We start from the raw sequence: 17,735 nt of genomic DNA, 5'->3' as shown, positions 1-17,735 counted from the left end.
AGTTTATTAAAAAAGCACCTTTTTACTTAATGTAATGAGGTGCTTTTTTTTCATCTTAAGACTCGAAAAGCTTCGCAATTTTAGCCAAAAATCAGCTTATTAAGCTTTTAGACGGGCTTTTTCTAAGAAATATCTTTATCTTCAATTTATCGCTTTTTTCTTTCTGATGAATTTTGCGTCTTTATGTTACATTAATCATTATCATGAAAAATAATAACTGAATGATGGAGCATCTGATGATCCCTGACGTAGCCTTGGTTGATAATAGTGAACAAAGAACCCCACTGATCTTAGTACTAGATAGCTCTGGTAGTATGTATGGACAGCCAATTCAACAACTAAATGAAGGTCTTAAGCTACTTGAACAAGAACTAAAAAATGACGTTATTGCAGCGAAACGTGTGCGTATTTTAGTGATTGAATATGGCGGATACGACCAATGTACAGTTCATGGTGATTGGAAAGATGCTATGGACTTTACGGCACCTGTTTTAGAGGCTAATGGTACAACGCCGATGGGGCAAGCCATTACGCTGGCGCTTGAAGAAATTGAAGCTGAAAAACAACGCTTTAAACAAGCCGGCGTTGCTTATACTCGTCCTTGGCTATTTTTAATGTCTGATGGTGTTCCGACAGATCAATGGGAACAAGCGGCACAACTTTGTCGTCAAGCCGAAGAAAGTCAAAAAACAGCGGTATTTCCTATTATGGTTGATGGTGCATCAGCTGAAGTGATGGGAAGTTTTAGTCGTAATGGTGTTAACGGTGTAAAAATGCTCAAGGGATTACAATTTAAAGAACTGTTCTTATGGCTAAGTGCCAGCATGCAGGTGGTTTCTCAATCAACACCGGGTGGCACAGCACAATTACCTTCAACTGATTCTTGGGCGAGTGTACCTGTTTGATGAATGATTGGTTAGCTTATGGGGCATCTGCGACAGGCGTTGCCCATCAAGAACGTCAAATCCCCTGTCAGGATGCTTATTTTATTCGTCGTAAAGGTGAATATCTGATTGCTGCGGTTTGTGATGGTGCAGGCTCTTCTCGTTATAGTGAACAAGGGGCTCAGCTTGTTGCTCGATTATTTACGCTACGAATTACAGAGTGGCCAAATATCGATTTATTAACCGAAAAACAGATAACACAAGGGGCTAAACAGCTCATTGAAGATATTCGCCTCCAGCTCGCCGAATATGCAGAAATAAAACAGTGTGCACTTAATGAATATGCATCAACACTGGTTGCATGTTGGGTTGGTGATGATAGTGGCTATTTGTTCCATTTGGGTGATGGTATTGCTGTGGTGGAATACTGCGATGGGACAAGTTATGTATCACAGCCTGAAAATGGAGAATATGCGAATCAAACATGGTTTGTAACGTCAGAAAATTGGGAAGCACATTTGCGTGTTATTCCCCTCAATAAACCGGTAAAACAGGTTGTTTTGATGTCTGATGGTGTACAGCCTTTTGCTATGAATAAAGCGTGTGATGCCCTTTATGAACCGTTTATTACCCCCGTGATCCGTTATTTAAAAACGGTCTCAGAAGATAGCGGAAGTGAGGCATTAGCAGGAACTTTAGCTGATCCTCGAACACACTCAATCACAGGCGATGATAAAACTTTAGTTATTTGCATCAGGGATGAAGAGTTGTGGTAAAAGCGAGAAAGAAAGGGATAGCTCAATCAGTATCTACGCAATTACAAGATGAAAACGGTAAGATTTATCAAATAGGTAATTTGATAAAAAGCGGTGGTGCAGGTAGCGTTAGCCATATTAATAACGCACCTTTCCAAGTATCAAAAGTTTATCATGACAAAATTGATAAAGCCTATTATCTGAAAAAGATCACGGCGATGCAGAAGTTAGAACCTGCATTAAAGCCTGTCTCTGTTGACGATACACCTATTATCCAACTCGCATGGCCCCAAGCTCGTTTATACAATAGCCAAAAGCAATTTGTTGGCTTTGTGATGCCTGAACTTGATGTCAAAAATACGATTGAGTTGGAATACATTCTTCAAGAACGCCAAGCTAAAGCTCATGGCTTACCTACGGGAATGGGGGCGAAAGTTAGCCTTGCTTATAACCTTTGTTCATTGATTGATGCTTTGCACCAACAAGGGCACCGCATTATTGATATGAAACCGCTGAATTTGCGGTTTTATAAATCAAGCTTGTATATGTCTCTTCTCGATTGTGATGGATTTAGTATTCAAGGCGAGAATACACGTTATCCTGCTGGGCAATTTACTGTCGAATATTTAGCGCCTGAATTTCAAGCCAAGCAAACTATTCCAGAAGCAGAAGAAGAGTGGCAAGATCGATTTGCCTTAGCGGTAATTATTTTTCAATTACTTAATTTTGGTATTCATCCTTTTAGTGGTCGTCCTAAAAACGACACTGTACCTACGGATATCCCAAGGCGTATTGCTGGGCGCTTTTATGGTTATGGCGTAAAAGCGCATAATTTAATTACACCCAGTGTGGCGAGTGGACATAAACAATTACCTGATAAATTAAGAACTCTTTTTGATAAAGCGTTTTCCGGTGCGCCTTCATTAAGACCAAGCGCCAAAATATGGGCGACGGCGCTTTATGAATATGCACAACCTGAAAAGCAGCAAATGTTGGTTTGTCAGAAAGATAAAAACCACCAGCATTTTGCAGGTAAAGCTTGCGCAGCATGTGCAAGAGAGGCGAAGTTACAGCAAGTTGCAATTACTCAGAAACAAAACCAAACGCAACGTGAACAAATTCGTCAAAAAAGAGTACAAAATGCGAATATCCGACAAGCGCCAACTCAAACTACGCCAGCGAAACCGATTCAACCGCCTGCGATATTTATAGCGGTTAAAAATGCAATAAACAAAGTACCCAAAGTCATATTACATACGGCTATTGCCATGATAGTCCCTGTGTTTTTTGGGGTATTACTAATGAATTTTATCCCACAAGGAGCCAGCGGTAGTTTAGGTTCTAGCTGGATCACAGATTTAATCAAAGCGGATTATATTGAGCAAATACTAATAACGATGTTAAGTGTGATGTTTTTAATGGTTTCAGCCATTATTGTGTTAGTTCTTTTTGTTTTCCCTTCAATGCATATTTTGAAAAGAAAGCCATAACTTAGGGAAAATAACATGACAAAAAGAATAAAGCTGATCCTGATTATTATTGGCGTTATAACGTTACTGTTCCCTTTCTGGTTGCCAGCCTTCTTAGTTTCAACCTTTAGCTTGATTGATAGTTTTAATAGCAAAATTCTCCCCTCATCTGTTCGCTTTGATGAGCGTAATTTCTTACTGGGATTATGGCTAGGCTCTCTTATTATGACGATTGTTATGTTATTGCAATCGTGGCGAGCTAAAAATATTTACTATTTATGTGGTGGTGGATTAGTACTTTTAATGACGTTGGGCGTGTCATTTTCAGTGATCCCAACGAGTGAATTAGAAGATCGTCGTCGTTTTGTTTTACAAAATATCGAACAATCTGAATGGCAAAATTATCATTATTTTGTTGTTAATAGTGAAAATGAGATCCGTAATATTATTCGGTCTAATCAACCGAAAGCGCTGGCATCTATTAGCGCTATTGAAAAAGCGCGGATTGCTTTACCAGGATTGGATTATTTTAGTGATGATGTGACTGCAGCGACAAAAGCGAAAGAAGCTTATTTAGTTCATACCAAGGGAACACCAGAACGTGCGGAAGCTGTAAAAACACTCAATTTTTATGGCGACTGGCTATTAAATCAACCTGAGATTATGGTTGCTCAGGCATTAGCTTCCCTTTCAAATAGTAATGATGCTCAATTAACGCAATCAGGTATTAATGTTATTGCTGTTGCACCATTATCACCTGAGGCATGGCAAGTTTTAGCACTTACTTATATTGCTCATCGTTCTTTGGATGCACAAATTGAAAAAGCGATGTTAGCTTTAATGGTGGCAGATACGCTCAAGCAAGCTAAGCAAGGTCATAATGATATTTCGGCACAACAATTGTTGAAAAAAGCAATTTCAGAGCTTAGTGAAAATCAGCGCCAGATTTATCAGATATTACAAGCGCGTGTTATTGAAGATCGTTTTTATCGACAAAACAGTACACCACCAGAAGAAGTTACTAAGCTTGCTAATCAGCGATTACCAGTGAGTAATGCAATTAATAATGATTTAACCACTTATATTGAAATGCAATCAATGATGGGAAAAGAGTATCCCGGAGAAGTGATAGTTGAATCACCTAATGAAGTGAAAAACTTAACTGAGATACGTTATCCAACAATCAGAAAATATATCCCTCGAGCAGATGTTATTTTATCCGTTGATGTTGATCCTCAAGGGCGTATTTCAGGGCTTTGGGTGCAAAACAGTAGTGGTGTTAATGTTTTTGATGATCAAGCGGTTAAAGCCGCTCGTTATTGGCGTTTTATGCCAAACAAAGACGGATATCGCCAACGTGTGACAGTCCGTTTTGAAAGTACCCGTCTTGGTTGGAAAGAGTATGCGGTTAAGCAACAATCAACATTGATAACATTGGTTAAAGCTTATGCGAGACAAGATGCAAAAGGGATAACACTGACTGAAAATGCTTATACAGAACTGAAAAAGCAAGCACCTGAATTAGAAGATGGAAGAGAAGTAACTCGCTCTAACTATGATCCTTATGCTTCTTATTACCCTAGATTATCTAAACAACAGCAAGAAAAGCGTGCAGCGTTACAAGCTATCTTAAAAGAGTTGCAAACATTGCCTGATGGTAAAAATAACCATGAAAGTTGGGATAATAGCATTCGCTTTTTAAATGAAAAACTCGCTCTTCATCAGGATAATGCTGATATCGTGAGAACAGTGGCACGTTTTGAATTGCAATATTACAACATCGGGACAAATAATTTATTCCGCTCTCCTAAAATTTATCCTCAAGATAAAGAGTATTGGCAAACTTTATTACTTAATGCGCGTACTCACTTTGAACAGGCTATTGCATTAGAACCCGTTCGTGAAGATGTTTGGTTAGGGTGGGGAATAACATGGTTAGACGAAGATCCTGAAATTGCGGCAGGTGCATTTGCTAAGGCAACACAGCAAAAATCCCAAGAGAGTGTTAGCTCTTTAATGCAAATGCTAGAAATGAGAATGGTGATAGCTACACTTGAAGGTGCTCGATTAGAGCGCTATCAGACCTTACGAGCGAGAATGGATATGCGCTATTTACCGGAAGGTGTTGAAGTTAAGCCTTCAGATGATTATCTCAGTGATGACTTAACACAAATTCAATTAGCTCAACGTGCAATACCCGCATCAGATCCGAATAGTAAAGCTGTTCGCTTACCGTTAAATACCGATAAAATTGAGCAATCAAATCGGACATTTAGTATTGATTTCTCATCAGCGAATATCAAAGGTAGTGATCAGGCATTACCAAAAGTAAATGCACCTGACTCGGCACCTAAAACAGGGGATATGATCTTACAACTTGATGTTGATCCTCAAGGTATTCCTACTGTGGTGTTATTGAAATCTGGCAGTGGTGATATAAGCATAGACAATGCTGTTATTGATGCTGCATATCAATGGCGTTTTAATGGTTCACCTGCTCGAAAAGGTAATGTACTTTTGATATCAGTCCAATTTAGCGAATAATTACTATTCAATTAAATAATGTTATAAAAAACCTCCTTTTTTGTTAGAGAAAAGGAGGTTTTATTCTATTTGGAGATTTTCTAACTTATTGAAAGTCATAAATTTGTTATCTCGATCACAAAAAAATCACTATTTAAAAATAGCAAAACCACTTAACTGAGAAAACAGACCGCTTAATTCGTTATACAACCGCTAAGAGATTTAGTCACACCATTCCCGTGTCAGAATTCTTATTATGTAGCTGCGGGCAGTTATTTCTCAGATTCGCTCAAATCATTCTCTGCTGTCCCGCATTACTCTTTGGCTGTTCGGTCTTGCCTGAAAAAAAGGTGTCTCATGAACAAAAATGCATTTTTAAAGCACGTACCTTGGGTGATCCTCGGGATTATCGGTGCTTTTTGTCTTTCAGTGGTTGCACTTCGCCGTGGTGAACACGTCAGTGCGCTATGGATAGTTGTTGCTTCTGTTGCCGTTTATTTAGTTGCTTATCGTTATTACAGTCTTTACATCGCTCAAAAAGTGATGAAGCTTGATCCAACTAGAGCAACACCTTCTGTTCTTAATAATGACGGTTTGAACTATGTTCCGACTAACCGTTATGTTTTATTTGGTCACCACTTTGCGGCTATCGCGGGTGCAGGTCCTTTAGTGGGTCCAGTACTTGCTGCGCAGATGGGATATTTACCGGGTACACTTTGGCTATTAGCTGGGGTTGTGCTTGCTGGTGCCGTACAAGACTTTATGGTGTTGTTTATTTCAACACGCCGTAATGGTAACTCACTTGGTGAGATGATAAAGAAAGAGATGGGTCCTATTCCGGGTACTATCGCTTTATTCGGCTGTTTCCTTATCATGATCATCATTCTTGCAGTACTTGCACTTATCGTTGTTAAAGCATTAGCAGAAAGCCCATGGGGTGTGTTCACTGTTTGTTCAACAGTACCAATTGCCCTGTTTATGGGTATCTACATGCGCTATATCCGTCCAGGGCGTGTCGGTGAAGTCTCTGTTATCGGTATTGTATTACTGATTGCTGCGATTTGGTTTGGTGGCGTTATTGCTCACGACCCATACTGGGGACCTGCGTTAACCTTTAAAGATACAACCATCACTTTTGGTCTTATCGGTTATGCTTTCGTGTCTGCATTACTGCCAGTTTGGTTGATCCTTGCGCCTCGTGACTACTTAGCGACGTTCCTGAAAATTGGGGTTATCGTTGGTTTAGCAATTGGTATTGTTATCCTAAACCCTGAACTGAAAATGCCAGCGGTTACTCAATATGTCGATGGTACAGGTCCATTATGGAAAGGGGCTTTATTCCCATTCTTATTTATCACTATCGCTTGTGGTGCCGTTTCTGGTTTCCACGCACTGATTGCTTCAGGTACAACACCTAAGCTTATCGCAAATGAAATGGATGCGCGTTTTATCGGTTATGGTGCAATGTTGATGGAATCATTCGTTGCGATCATGGCGTTAGTAGCTGCATCTATCATTGAGCCAGGTCTGTATTTTGCAATGAATACACCGCCAGCAGGTTTAGGTATTACTATGCCAAACCTTCATGAATTAGGTGGTGAAAATACAGCAGTTATTATGGAGCAGTTGAGAGAAGTTACTGTACATACTGCTGCAACGGTTAGTTCATGGGGCTTTGTTATCTCGCCAGAAGAAATTCTACAAACGGCGAAAGATATTGGTGAGCCTTCTGTGTTAAACCGTGCTGGTGGTGCGCCTACCTTAGCAGTTGGTATTGCAATGGTATTCCATAAAATCATTCCTGCTGCGGATATGGGCTTCTGGTATCACTTTGGTATCTTGTTCGAAGCGCTCTTTATTTTAACAGCGTTGGATGCAGGTACACGTTCTGGCCGCTTTATGTTCCAAGACTTGTTAGGTAACTTTATCCCTTACCTGAAGAAAACAAACTCATTCATTCCGGGTGTTATTGGTACAGCGGGTTGCGTGGGTTTATGGGGATATCTGTTATATCAAGGTGTTGTTGATCCATTAGGCGGTGTTAAGAGCTTGTGGCCACTGTTTGGTATTTCAAACCAAATGTTAGCGGCGGTTGCTCTGGTATTAGGTACTGTTATCTTAATTAAGATGAAACGTACTAAATATATCTGGGTGACAGTGGTTCCTGCAGTATGGTTATTAATTTGTACAACATGGGCATTAGGTCTGAAACTTCTCAGTGATGACCCACAAATGGAAGGCTTCTTCTATTTAGCAAATGAGTACAAAGCGAAGATCTTAGCAGGTGGTGCCGACTTAACTGCGGCTGAAATTACCAATATGAATCATATTGTAATTAACAACTACACCAATGCGGGCTTAAGTATTCTGTTCTTAGTGGTTGTTTACAGCATCATTTTCTACGGTTTCCGTACTGCAATGAAAGCACGTAAAAACCCAGAAGTAACAGCAGAAGAAACACCATATGTTCCTATGCCAAAAGATGTAAAAGTGTCCTCAGGTCACTAATTTTAGGTAGTTAGGTTAACCCCCGTGCTGGCTTGCCAGTGCGGGGCTTAGGAGAAACTTATGTTTGGTAATTTAGGACAAGCTGGAAAATATCTAGGACAAGCAGCACGTATGCTAATAGGTATTCCTGATTACGATAATTATGTGCAACACATGAAAGATAACCATCCAGATAAGCCTGTTATGACCTATAACGAGTTTTTCCGTGAGCGTCAGGAAGCCCGTTATGGCGGTGGTGATGGTAAAGGCGGTTTTCGCTGTTGCTAATGATCCGTAAAGGAGATAAATGATGGAACCTATTGCAGTGACAATACTGACCGGTTTTTTAGGATCAGGAAAGACAACACTTTTACGTCATATGCTCAATGAAGAGCATGGTTATAAAATTGCTGTTATTGAAAATGAATTTGGTGAAGTACCGATTGATGATGAAATCATTGGTGATAGAGCCACTCAAATTAAAACGCTGACCAATGGTTGTATTTGTTGTAGCAAATCGAATGAATTAGAAGACACGCTATTAGACTTATGTGACAGCCTTGATCGTGGTGAAATCGAGTTTGATAGATTAGTTATTGAATGTACAGGCATGGCTGATCCTGGCCCTATTAGCCAAACATTCTTTTCTCATGAAATTATCTGCCAGCGCTACTTATTAGATGGCATTATCACGCTTGTTGATAATGTTCACGCTCAGCAACAACTGGATCAATTTACGATAGCACAATCACAAATTGGTTATGCTGATCGCATCTTATTAACGAAAACAGATGTTGCACCTGCCTCTCCTGAACTAATGGCACGACTAAGACGTATTAATGCCAGAGCACCTGTGCATACCGTTATTCATGGACAAATTGATTTAGGATTACTGTTTAACGTAAAAGGTTTTATGTTGAACGATAATCTCGATGTAAAACAGCCTCTGTTCCGTTATCAGGCTGATAAGCAAGATGACATCAATTCGATTGTATTGAAATTTGATTATCCCGTTGAGTTGCAAGAAGTTTCAGACGTAATGGAAAAATTACTATTAAGCTTCGCTGATAATCTTTTGCGTTATAAAGGGATATTAAATATTAAAGACCAACCTAATCGTTTGTTATTCCAAGGTGTACAACGTCTTTATAGTGCTGATTGGGATAGGCCGTGGCATGAAGATGAAACACGCCAAAGCACATTGGTTTTTATCGGTATTCAATTACCAGAACAAGAGATAAGAGCTAGTTTTGATGCATTGATGCCTAGTACAGAAGAAAAGGCTCATTAACCTAATACCCTGTAGTGAGTGTTAGAAAGTAGTAAGAAGTAGAGCTGTAACCGTAGTCATTGAACCAACCATAGTAGTTGTAAATAGCAGTAACGAATATTGATAAGCTCCTGACTTGAGGAGGGTCCTGTTCCTAGGATCTTATGTTTCACCCCATAATAACCAACATTATGGGGTGCTTTTTTTTAAACGCTCAAATTAGCCATTGGCAACAGCTTTATATTCCATGATCTCAATAATTTGAACATCGGTATGTTGCATTGCACGGCTTGCCAATGCACACAGATTTTCAATTGTAGAATCAACGTCATGAGCGACAATACCGTCATTACCTGTCACATAAGTGTTATCTAGCGCCATTAATACAGCTTTATAAGCGGCACTTGCTCCGGTTGAGACTTTCATCGCACAGCTATTTGAAGCACCATCACAAATCACACCGCTGATATCACCAATCATGCTACTAATTGCCATAGCCATAGATTCGTAACGTTCATCCATAAGCCATGCAATTGCACCAGCAGCGCCCATTGATGCTGTTGTTGCCGCGCATAATGCAGATAGTGCAGGAAATTTATGGTGAATATAGATAGCGAGCAAATGGGAAAGCATTAATGCTCTTGCCATTTTTTCTTCGCCAACTTGTAAATATTCAGCAACTACCACAACAGGCATCGTTGCAGCAATACCTTGGTTACCTGAGCCAGAGTTACTCATTGCAGGTAAAACGGCACCACCCATACGAGCATCAGATGCCGCAGAAGTACGGATCATGATTTCTGATAATAAATCTTTTGCTAATAAGCCACGCTGTTGTTGGCGTTGTAAAGTTTGCCCAATATGTAAACCATAAGTATTGTTCAAGCCTTCTTTTGATAGCGCATCATTTAAGTGTGCTGACTCAAGGATAAAAGAAATTTCTTCTACTGGAGTTTGGGTAACAAACTGGTAAATTTCTTGGGTATTAGTTTGGGTTAACGTTTCTTTAATTTCACAAGGTGATGCAGACTGTTCTGCGCCATCGCAAGTATTATCAAGAACAACATGGCCGTTATGAATAATTTTAACGATATTAGTGTGATTACCGGCAATAATTACGGTTGCGCTATTTTCAGCATCTTCAACAGTCACTTCACTATATAGAACTTCTTGGCACGCTTTTTTAATTGAAACATTCACAATGCCAGCCGCTAATAGTGCTTTACTTTGTTCAACGTTATCTGGCGTTGCATTCTTTAATACTTCAAGACCTGCATTACAATCACCCCCAACGGCACCTAAGCTCGCGGCAATGGATAATCCCACCATACCCGTACCTGGTACAGTTACGCCCATACCGTTTTTCATTAAATTGGGAGAAACTTCTGCACTAATGCGGGTAATAGGGTGTTGTAAGTAACTTGCTGCTGTTGCAGCCGCTAATGCAAGCGAGATAGGTTCAGTACAACCTAAAGCGGGTTTAACTTGTTGCTTAACTGCCGCTATCAATATTTTCCAACGAGAAGATAATTGTTCTTTCATTGCATGCATCCAATAAACAGTATGAGAATTCAAAGGGTTATTCTATTTTTAATACCATCATCATACTGAATTTATTGGAGAAAGTTTTTTCTGAATTTACTAACATTGTACAAATTTTGAGAAAATATTACCCTTTATAGCTTCTGTATTGGTAATTTTTTCCACATAAAATAAAAGCAAACGTTCTGACTCTTTAATGTCATTTATGAGTGCTAAAGAAGGAATATTTTTTATCTAGTGTATAAATTAAGGAGGATAAAAATGAAGTTAAATAAGATCATTTAAAAAATTGACGATAAGATTAAATAAAAAGGCAATAGAACGAATACACAATTCTATTGCTAGTATAATCATCATACTGAATGTGGGCTAACTCAGAATCGTTAAAATAAAAATAATGAATGTTTTCAATATCACATTTTTATTTTAACAAAGCAGATAATAGGCTCATTAAATTTTAGTGTATAAGAATAATGCTTTATTATTTTGTTAATATTTTCATAATGATAGCTTTGATGTTTTTTTTAAATAAATAATTAAGTCTATATTTAGAAAAACAGGTAACTAGTTTTTATTTATAAAAATAACAATAAAATATCTTTGTCTATTTTTAATATGTTTATTATTTGAAAACAACCTGAAGCAACAAATATTGCTTCAGGTATATTTATCAATAATAGAAGATAGCAATAATAGCACTGTGGAAAACAAAACCTACCATAAGCGGTATTGCAGTCCTTTTTACAACATCAAATGGTTGTAATTTCGCGCCACTAGATACTGCAATGATAACACCTGCCACTGGAGACATACCACGTCCCATATGTGACGCTTGTTGCATTGGTAAAATCATCGCAATTGGGTTTACACCCATGCTATGGGCGATTTGTGGAATAAGTTCAACGAATGCAAGGAAAGGCGCATTACCTGAACCCATAATAATCGCTGCAGCTAATGTTACGATAGCGAAGACCAATGCCATTGCAAATGGTGGTAAGCCAACAGATTCCGCCATCACGATCAGGCTGTCAATTGCACCACTGACTTTAATACCATGAGCAAAAACACCCGCTGCGACTAATAATCCCACAACGTTACTAAATGCAGAACCCATACCCTTTAAGAAATGCTGGAAGCCTGCACACACTGATTTAAAATCACGTAAGCGTAATGTTTCAATCAGCATACAAATTGCCATTGAAATCAATACAATTGTGACCACATCAAGGTGAATGCCTTCAACAAATAGGCTTGATGAACTTACTGCCATAATAATAGGTAACATTGGCAGTAAGGCATAAAAGCCGGGTACATTTTTATCACTCTTTGCTTCTTCAGACATTTTGCCTAACTGAGGCACAAATCCGGCTTTGCGGTCACAATGGCGCTGCCAGAAGATATGTGTAATACCAACAGCTAATACGGTTGCAATCGCCGCAGGGCCTTGGTAATAAAGCACATATTCAACAACCCCTAAGTCAACCGCTTTTGCACCACGAATGGCATCAATAGCAGTTGGGGTGTAAGCAACGCCTAATGAAGTTGCGATCACGCCCGCAGCAGATGCTGGGGATAAGCCAAGTCCTATCATAATCGGGAACATCGTACCCATTAATAGAACGGCCAATCCAGTTGCTGAAGGAATAGCAAGCTGCAAAATACTCGCGAGTAAAAAAGAGAAAAATAGCAACACATAAGGTGAGCGCATATTTTTCAATGGGCGGGTTGCAACACGTACAACGGCCTCATTAGCGCCAATATGATCCATATAATGCGCAAATCCCATCAGTGCCATGATCATTAAACCAAGATCAGCCGCACGACTACTAAAGAGATCACGCATTACTTCAAAAGGATCTAACCAGCCAATACCTGTTGTTTTGACATTTTTAGGAAGAATATCTCCCCAACCAAACATCATTGTTAGCGCCATTAAGGCTAAACCAGCAACTAACAAGACAGGCTCTGCTTTATATCCTTTCAAGATCATTCTAGCGACAATAACAACGACAATTAAGACCGCAAGAATTTGGATCATGCCTTAGCTCCAGGTGCAAAGCGCTCAGCTGTGATCTTAACGACAGATTTTAAGACATCGCTGGCAGCGTAAAGTGATTTAACTGGTAGATATTCATAAATAGAGTGGAAGTTATGAGCACCAGTAAAAATATTAGGACAAGGCAGACCATTTTGTGAGAGTGCGGCACCGTCATAACCACCACGCATTGGAATTGGGCGAGGTGTAATGCCATTCGCTTCATAAGCGGCAACAGCAATATCGATAGGGTAACGGTTATCGCCTTGCAGGCTATTAAAGACGTTGGCATAACGGTCAGCAAGTTTACAAGTCACAGAGCCTTCACCCCATAAACCTTCACAATAATCTGAAAGTTGTTTTAAAAATGCCATGCGTTGTGCATAACCTTTTTCGGTGAAATCACGCACATCCATTTTTAATACAGTACGAGCGCTATTACCTGCTAATTGCTTGACCCAATAATAACCTTCACGGCCTTCGGTATACTCTGGTGCTTCACCGCCCGGTAGCATTGCAACAAATTTATGTGCCATTAACAGTGAATTTTTTAATTTACCTTTTGCAGACATTGGGTGAGCTGAAGCACCAGTAAAGGTAATTTCAACATCTCCTGCATTCCAGTTTTCATATACTAATTCACCAATACCACAGCAATCTAATGTATAGGCAAAATCAGCACCGAATTCTTTAGTATCAAAGACTTTTGCACCACGTAAACCTTGTTCTTCATCGGGTACAAAACCAATTTTAACTGTACCGTGTTTCACTTCAGGATGTTGTTTAAAGTACTGCAACATATCCATAATTGAGGCGATAGCCGCTTTATCGTCAGCACCTAATAAGCTAGTACCATCGGTTACGATAATATCGTCACCAATATAGTTTTCTAATTCAGGAAATTCGCTTTGACGTAAAAAGATCTCAAGTTCTTTATTTAAGCAAAGATCGCCACCTTTATAAGGTAGGATTTGCGCTTTGGTGTCATTAGTTTGTTCTGCACTAGTGTCTAAATGGCCAAAGAAAGCAACGGTTGGAACTTCATAGTCAAGATTAGAAGGCAGTGTCGCGGTAACAATCGCAGTATCACGAATTTTGATATCTTCAACACCTAAAGCTTTTAACTCTTCGACTAATTGTAGAGCTAGGACTCGCTGACCTTCTGAAGAAGGCATAATACCAGCTGCGCCATTTTCCCTATTTGTGGTGGTGTTAACTTTTGTATAAGAAATAAACCGTTCAACGAGATTCATGACAATACTCCATTATGTTTTTAATTGTATTCTCTGTACTAATACTTACTGATTTTGCTTATTAGAAAAGACTAACATCTACTTGTATCATAAAAAAAACAATAGGGAATTATAGAAAAATTATTATTTTTACAATAAATTTTTAATGTTGATTATTATTTAATTTTTGGTTTTTTCTTTATTAAAAAAAATAGTATTTTTTGTAGGTGAGGATACTTTATTTAACTTATGGGGATGTTTTTCTGTGATCTTAATCATGGAAAAAGCATTGTAAACATTAGATGTTTTAAAAATATAAAAATAATCATTATTTATTTTAATGTTTTATTTTATTAAATAGTTATATTTTATTAACCTTTTTATAGAATATAATCACAAATAATGAACAAAAGAACGTAACTAATTGATAGAAGCTAATTATGATATACGGTTTAATTCTCCTAAAATGACTAGGGGGGATATATGTATATAAATAATATGATTAGAAGTACATTTTTAGCGATAAAAAACATTGAAAATAAAGGGGATAAAATTAAAAATGTTTTAAATGGAGTGGTATTAAGTTGTTATAATACAATTATTAGTTTTATAAAGCCAAGTTTTAATATGAAAAATAATTTCTTAGGGCTAAGAAAAAGTATTTCTAATATTGAAAATAAAAACAATCAGAGTGAAAATAAAACGACAAAGTTAGATAGCAAAGAAAAAATAAATAAAGAAGAACTTAATGAAACTAATGAAGTTTTTGACAAGTCATTCTCTTACGCTCAAAGAAAAGTAAAAAGTGATAAAATAAAAGAGAGTGTAATTAATGATATCATCTCCTCTTTGGAGGAAATATCTACATTAGAGAAAGAAAAAATCATACAATTTAAGAATGAATTAGAATTTCATTCTAAATGGATTCTATTTTCTGGAGATGCAATCTCTTTAGAAAAAACTAAAAATAATTATTTAGAGTCAATAGTAGATACTATATTAAATTCAGACGATAAAATAAAATCTAATTTTGGAAGCATTGATAATTACAAACATTTTTTACGCGATGATATCAATAATGCTGTTGAGTGTGTTCTTTATAAAAACTAAATTTATAGATGGTAGATAAATGATAGAAATAGGAAAATCAAAATATAGAATAGTATCTATGTTAAACTAATGGAATGATAATAATGATTATCGAAAAGATAAGTGGGTCGCTACAAGGAAGTTCTTCATATTTATCAAATCAATCATCAAGTATTGATTTTAACATTAAACCTAGCTCTGTATTATTAATAGAGAACTCAGTAAATAAAATTTCTGATGTGAGATATTTAAATGATAAAGGCTTAATAGAAGATGAACCCATTTATATGGAAATGAGTAAGAGTGTAGGTAATGTTACCAATTCTTATGAAGTTCATTATGATGATAATACTGATAGTTATCTCTTTAATAAGAATTTATCCATTAATAATAAGAAGTTTAATTTTTTTGTTGATTTAAGTGAGAAAGAAATTGAGTCAATATTTAGTGAGCTAGAAATTAAAAATTATGATATTAATAAACTAAGAGTTACCAATTTTTCTGTTGAAGATTTTATAGAGGATATTGTTGAAGAAAATATTTATGAAACAATGAATGATGATTACTCTTTAAGTGAAAAATTAGAATTAATTAATGATTTATCTGACGTTGTTTCTAAAAATAAAAAAATAAAAGGCATTTTCAAAGATAATCTAATTAAATGTTTAAATAATATTTCATTAAATGAATTGTTTTCTTTATGTGAAGAATATGAAGAGCAGTATGAAGTAGAAGAGTTTTTTTTAATTAGTCGATTTATTTTTCGATTTATAGAGGATTTTAATAAATCAAATAATAATAAAATAAAATTAAATGAAGATTTAAAGAGAGGGATAAATTCTATTATCCTTTTAAAAAGCCTAAAGTTTAAAGATAATAATATTATTTAATATATTCCCCCGATAACAATATCGGGGGAAGTTCGATTATTATATATCCAAGCGCTTTGTTTGCCATCTGCGAGATCGCCAACGCCATGCGTTAGTTAATCCACGTAACCACTCATCACAAAGGAAGCCAATCCAGATACCAATTAGGCCCATTTCCATTTTTATACCAAGGAAATAACCCACCGGAATAGCCACCCCCCACATAAAGCAAATTGCTGTCATAAGAGGGAATTTAGCATCGCCTGCCGCACGTAAGGCATTTACCATTACGATATTAAAAGTACGACCTGGCTCTAAAAAGACGGACAAAATAAACAGTGGGATCAATTGGTCGATAATGCGCTGGTCTTCTGTAATGGAATACAAAATAGGATCACGCATAAACCAATAAACAATAACTACCCCAATCGTAAATATCACGCCTGTTTTTAAGCTTTTCCAACCTCTAACAAAAGCATCATCAAAGCGCTTTGCACCGACTAGATGGCCTACTAATATTTCATTACCAATGCTAATCGCAATTCCAAAGAGCATTAAAAATAATGACAATTGGAAATAGAGCGTTTGTGCTGCAAGAGGGACTTCACCCATTAATCCAATAAAGGCAGATGCAGTCATATAATGTAAAATCCAAACCAAGTTTTCTCCCGCGGCAGGCAAACCGATATGTAGGATTTTCCCTAACATATTTTTAGACCACACTACGAGTTGTTTGGCTTCGAATTTAATACGTAAACCGTAGAACAGTAATCCACACAGTAAAATCACGGCGATAATACGGCCGACAACAGTAGACCAAGCAACACCCACTAATCCGTATTGTGGTAAACCAAAGAAGCCATAAAGCACAATCATATTACCAATAACGGTAACAATATTGGCTATCAATGTGACATACATAGCCGCTTTAGATTTGCCATAGACTCTCAGACAAGCTGCAAGAATAATCGAAATTGCCTCAGGAATAAGGCAAATACCAATAATATGTAGGTAGTTATAGCCATCTTGCACTAAATGCTCAGGCGTATTCATGATATGTAGAATATTGTAGCCAAAGAAAAGAATGATCAAAGCGCTACTAATACCTAGCAAAGAGTTAAAAGCGATAGAAATATGAATCGCTTGGCTGGCTTTTTCTCTTTTACCTGCACCTAAGTATTGTGCAATAACAACACTACAGCCCACACTAATAAAGCTAAAGATGGTGATAAACAGGTCAAAGACTTGGTTACCTACACCCATTGCTGCTAAGTAAGCGGTAGAAACGTGGCTTACCATATAGGTATTAATTAAAAGAGTGGCTAGATGTAGGAATATATCTATAAATATTGGCCAACTAAGGGAAAAAAGCGAGCGATCCGCTACATCAGACTGATGCATTGAAAACCTTCTTAAAAACAGAGTGAAATCGATATTATTAATATAACGCGTAGGAAGATAGGGAATTCTACAAGGTTTATTTATAAGGTAATAGCGCAAATAATGTTTATCTGGCAAAAAAGATGTTTATATGGTTTATTCGTTGATAACTAATCACTATTATCATTAAGAGATGATTA

The 17,735-nt window shown here is 37.3% G+C and carries 13 protein-coding genes; 9 read left to right on the top strand and 4 right to left on the bottom strand.

From position 1 onward, the window contains the following. Positions 1–236: 236 nt before the first annotated feature. The 7 genes from ABN236_RS05055 (at position 237) to yjiA (ending at position 9,409) form a co-directional block, all read left to right on the top strand. Entirely contained in the window at positions 237–905 is a 669-nt protein-coding gene (locus ABN236_RS05055) for a vWA domain-containing protein (RefSeq protein ID WP_227336451.1), read from the top strand. Then, positions 905–1,660, top strand: a complete 756-nt coding sequence (locus ABN236_RS05050; protein WP_349473517.1) for a PP2C family serine/threonine-protein phosphatase — start codon at positions 905–907, stop codon at positions 1,658–1,660. Before ABN236_RS05055 ends, ABN236_RS05050 begins: the two co-directional genes overlap by 1 nt. Continuing rightward, a complete protein-coding gene (locus ABN236_RS05045; RefSeq protein ID WP_349473516.1) occupies positions 1,654–3,129 on the top strand; it encodes a DNA-binding protein in 1,476 nt (491 codons plus the stop codon). The genes ABN236_RS05050 and ABN236_RS05045 overlap by 7 nt, the downstream gene beginning before the upstream one ends. Before the next feature lie 15 nt (positions 3,130–3,144). Continuing rightward, entirely contained in the window at positions 3,145–5,652 is a 2,508-nt protein-coding gene (locus ABN236_RS05040) for a TonB family protein (RefSeq protein ID WP_349473515.1), read from the top strand. A 336-nt stretch (positions 5,653–5,988) separates the two neighbouring features. Beyond that, positions 5,989–8,139 carry a carbon starvation CstA family protein gene (locus ABN236_RS05035; protein WP_194951883.1) on the top strand — a complete coding sequence of 717 codons (2,151 nt, stop codon included), beginning with the start codon at positions 5,989–5,991 and terminating at the stop codon, positions 8,137–8,139. Positions 8,140–8,199: 60 nt separating this feature from the next. After that, positions 8,200–8,406 carry a YbdD/YjiX family protein gene (locus ABN236_RS05030; RefSeq protein WP_004245057.1) on the top strand — a complete coding sequence of 69 codons (207 nt, stop codon included), beginning with the start codon at positions 8,200–8,202 and terminating at the stop codon, positions 8,404–8,406. A 22-nt stretch (positions 8,407–8,428) separates the two neighbouring features. Continuing rightward, positions 8,429–9,409, top strand: a complete 981-nt coding sequence (gene yjiA / locus ABN236_RS05025; RefSeq protein ID WP_270754520.1) for a GTPase — start codon at positions 8,429–8,431, stop codon at positions 9,407–9,409. A 198-nt stretch (positions 9,410–9,607) separates the two neighbouring features. Here yjiA and ABN236_RS05020 read toward each other — a convergent pair whose 3' ends face one another. From ABN236_RS05020 to pepT, 3 genes are all read right to left on the bottom strand, one after another. Then, positions 9,608–10,930 (bottom strand): L-cysteine desulfidase family protein, encoded by a 1,323-nt coding sequence (locus ABN236_RS05020; RefSeq protein ID WP_349473514.1) that lies wholly within the window; start codon positions 10,928–10,930, stop codon positions 9,608–9,610. Between the two features lie 670 nt (positions 10,931–11,600). Next, positions 11,601–12,968 carry a C4-dicarboxylate transporter DcuC gene (dcuC, locus tag ABN236_RS05015; protein ID WP_088493653.1) on the bottom strand — a complete coding sequence of 456 codons (1,368 nt, stop codon included), beginning with the start codon at positions 12,966–12,968 and terminating at the stop codon, positions 11,601–11,603. Next, on the bottom strand, positions 12,965–14,218 hold the full coding sequence (pepT, locus tag ABN236_RS05010) for a peptidase T (protein WP_194951885.1): 1,254 nt from the start codon (positions 14,216–14,218) through the stop codon (positions 12,965–12,967). Before pepT ends, dcuC begins: the two co-directional genes overlap by 4 nt. Before the next feature lie 462 nt (positions 14,219–14,680). Between pepT and ABN236_RS05005 the strand changes: the two genes are divergently transcribed. Together ABN236_RS05005 and ABN236_RS05000 are read left to right on the top strand one after the other, a co-directional pair. Further along, complete coding sequence (locus tag ABN236_RS05005; protein WP_349473513.1) at positions 14,681–15,307, top strand: hypothetical protein; 627 nt, start codon at positions 14,681–14,683, stop codon at positions 15,305–15,307. An 83-nt stretch (positions 15,308–15,390) separates the two neighbouring features. Beyond that, positions 15,391–16,176 (top strand): hypothetical protein, encoded by a 786-nt coding sequence (locus ABN236_RS05000; protein WP_349473512.1) that lies wholly within the window; start codon positions 15,391–15,393, stop codon positions 16,174–16,176. Between the two features lie 39 nt (positions 16,177–16,215). Here ABN236_RS05000 and ABN236_RS04995 read toward each other — a convergent pair whose 3' ends face one another. Then, the gene (locus ABN236_RS04995) at positions 16,216–17,556 is read right to left on the bottom strand and encodes an MATE family efflux transporter (protein ID WP_088493649.1); all 1,341 of its coding nucleotides are present in this window, start codon (positions 17,554–17,556) and stop codon (positions 16,216–16,218) included. Positions 17,557–17,735: the final 179 nt, after the last annotated feature.

The sequence above is a fragment of the Proteus sp. fly-1013 genome (assembly GCF_040140245.1).
In the GTDB taxonomy this organism is placed as follows: domain Bacteria; phylum Pseudomonadota; class Gammaproteobacteria; order Enterobacterales; family Enterobacteriaceae; genus Proteus; species Proteus mirabilis_B.
The sequence above is the reverse complement of the archived record's forward strand: the minus strand, read 5'-3'. Positions and strand labels throughout refer to the sequence as shown.

Bases quoted from the DNA above. Each gene is read 5' to 3' on its own strand.
- ABN236_RS05055 (WP_227336451.1), top strand. From the start codon at position 237: ATGATCCCTGACGTAGCCTTGGTTGATAATAGTGAACAAAGAACCCCA.
- ABN236_RS05050 (WP_349473517.1), top strand. From the start codon at position 905: ATGAATGATTGGTTAGCTTATGGGGCATCTGCGACAGGCGTTGCCCAT.
- ABN236_RS05040 (WP_349473515.1), top strand. From the start codon at position 3,145: ATGACAAAAAGAATAAAGCTGATCCTGATTATTATTGGCGTTATAACG.
- ABN236_RS05035 (WP_194951883.1), top strand. From the start codon at position 5,989: ATGAACAAAAATGCATTTTTAAAGCACGTACCTTGGGTGATCCTCGGG.
- ABN236_RS05030 (WP_004245057.1), top strand. From the start codon at position 8,200: ATGTTTGGTAATTTAGGACAAGCTGGAAAATATCTAGGACAAGCAGCA.
- yjiA (WP_270754520.1), top strand. From the start codon at position 8,429: ATGGAACCTATTGCAGTGACAATACTGACCGGTTTTTTAGGATCAGGA.
- ABN236_RS05020 (WP_349473514.1), bottom strand. From the start codon at position 10,930: ATGAAAGAACAATTATCTTCTCGTTGGAAAATATTGATAGCGGCAGTT.
- dcuC (WP_088493653.1), bottom strand. From the start codon at position 12,968: ATGATCCAAATTCTTGCGGTCTTAATTGTCGTTGTTATTGTCGCTAGA.
- pepT (WP_194951885.1), bottom strand. From the start codon at position 14,218: ATGAATCTCGTTGAACGGTTTATTTCTTATACAAAAGTTAACACCACC.
- ABN236_RS05005 (WP_349473513.1), top strand. From the start codon at position 14,681: ATGTATATAAATAATATGATTAGAAGTACATTTTTAGCGATAAAAAAC.
- ABN236_RS05000 (WP_349473512.1), top strand. From the start codon at position 15,391: ATGATTATCGAAAAGATAAGTGGGTCGCTACAAGGAAGTTCTTCATAT.
- ABN236_RS04995 (WP_088493649.1), bottom strand. From the start codon at position 17,556: ATGCATCAGTCTGATGTAGCGGATCGCTCGCTTTTTTCCCTTAGTTGG.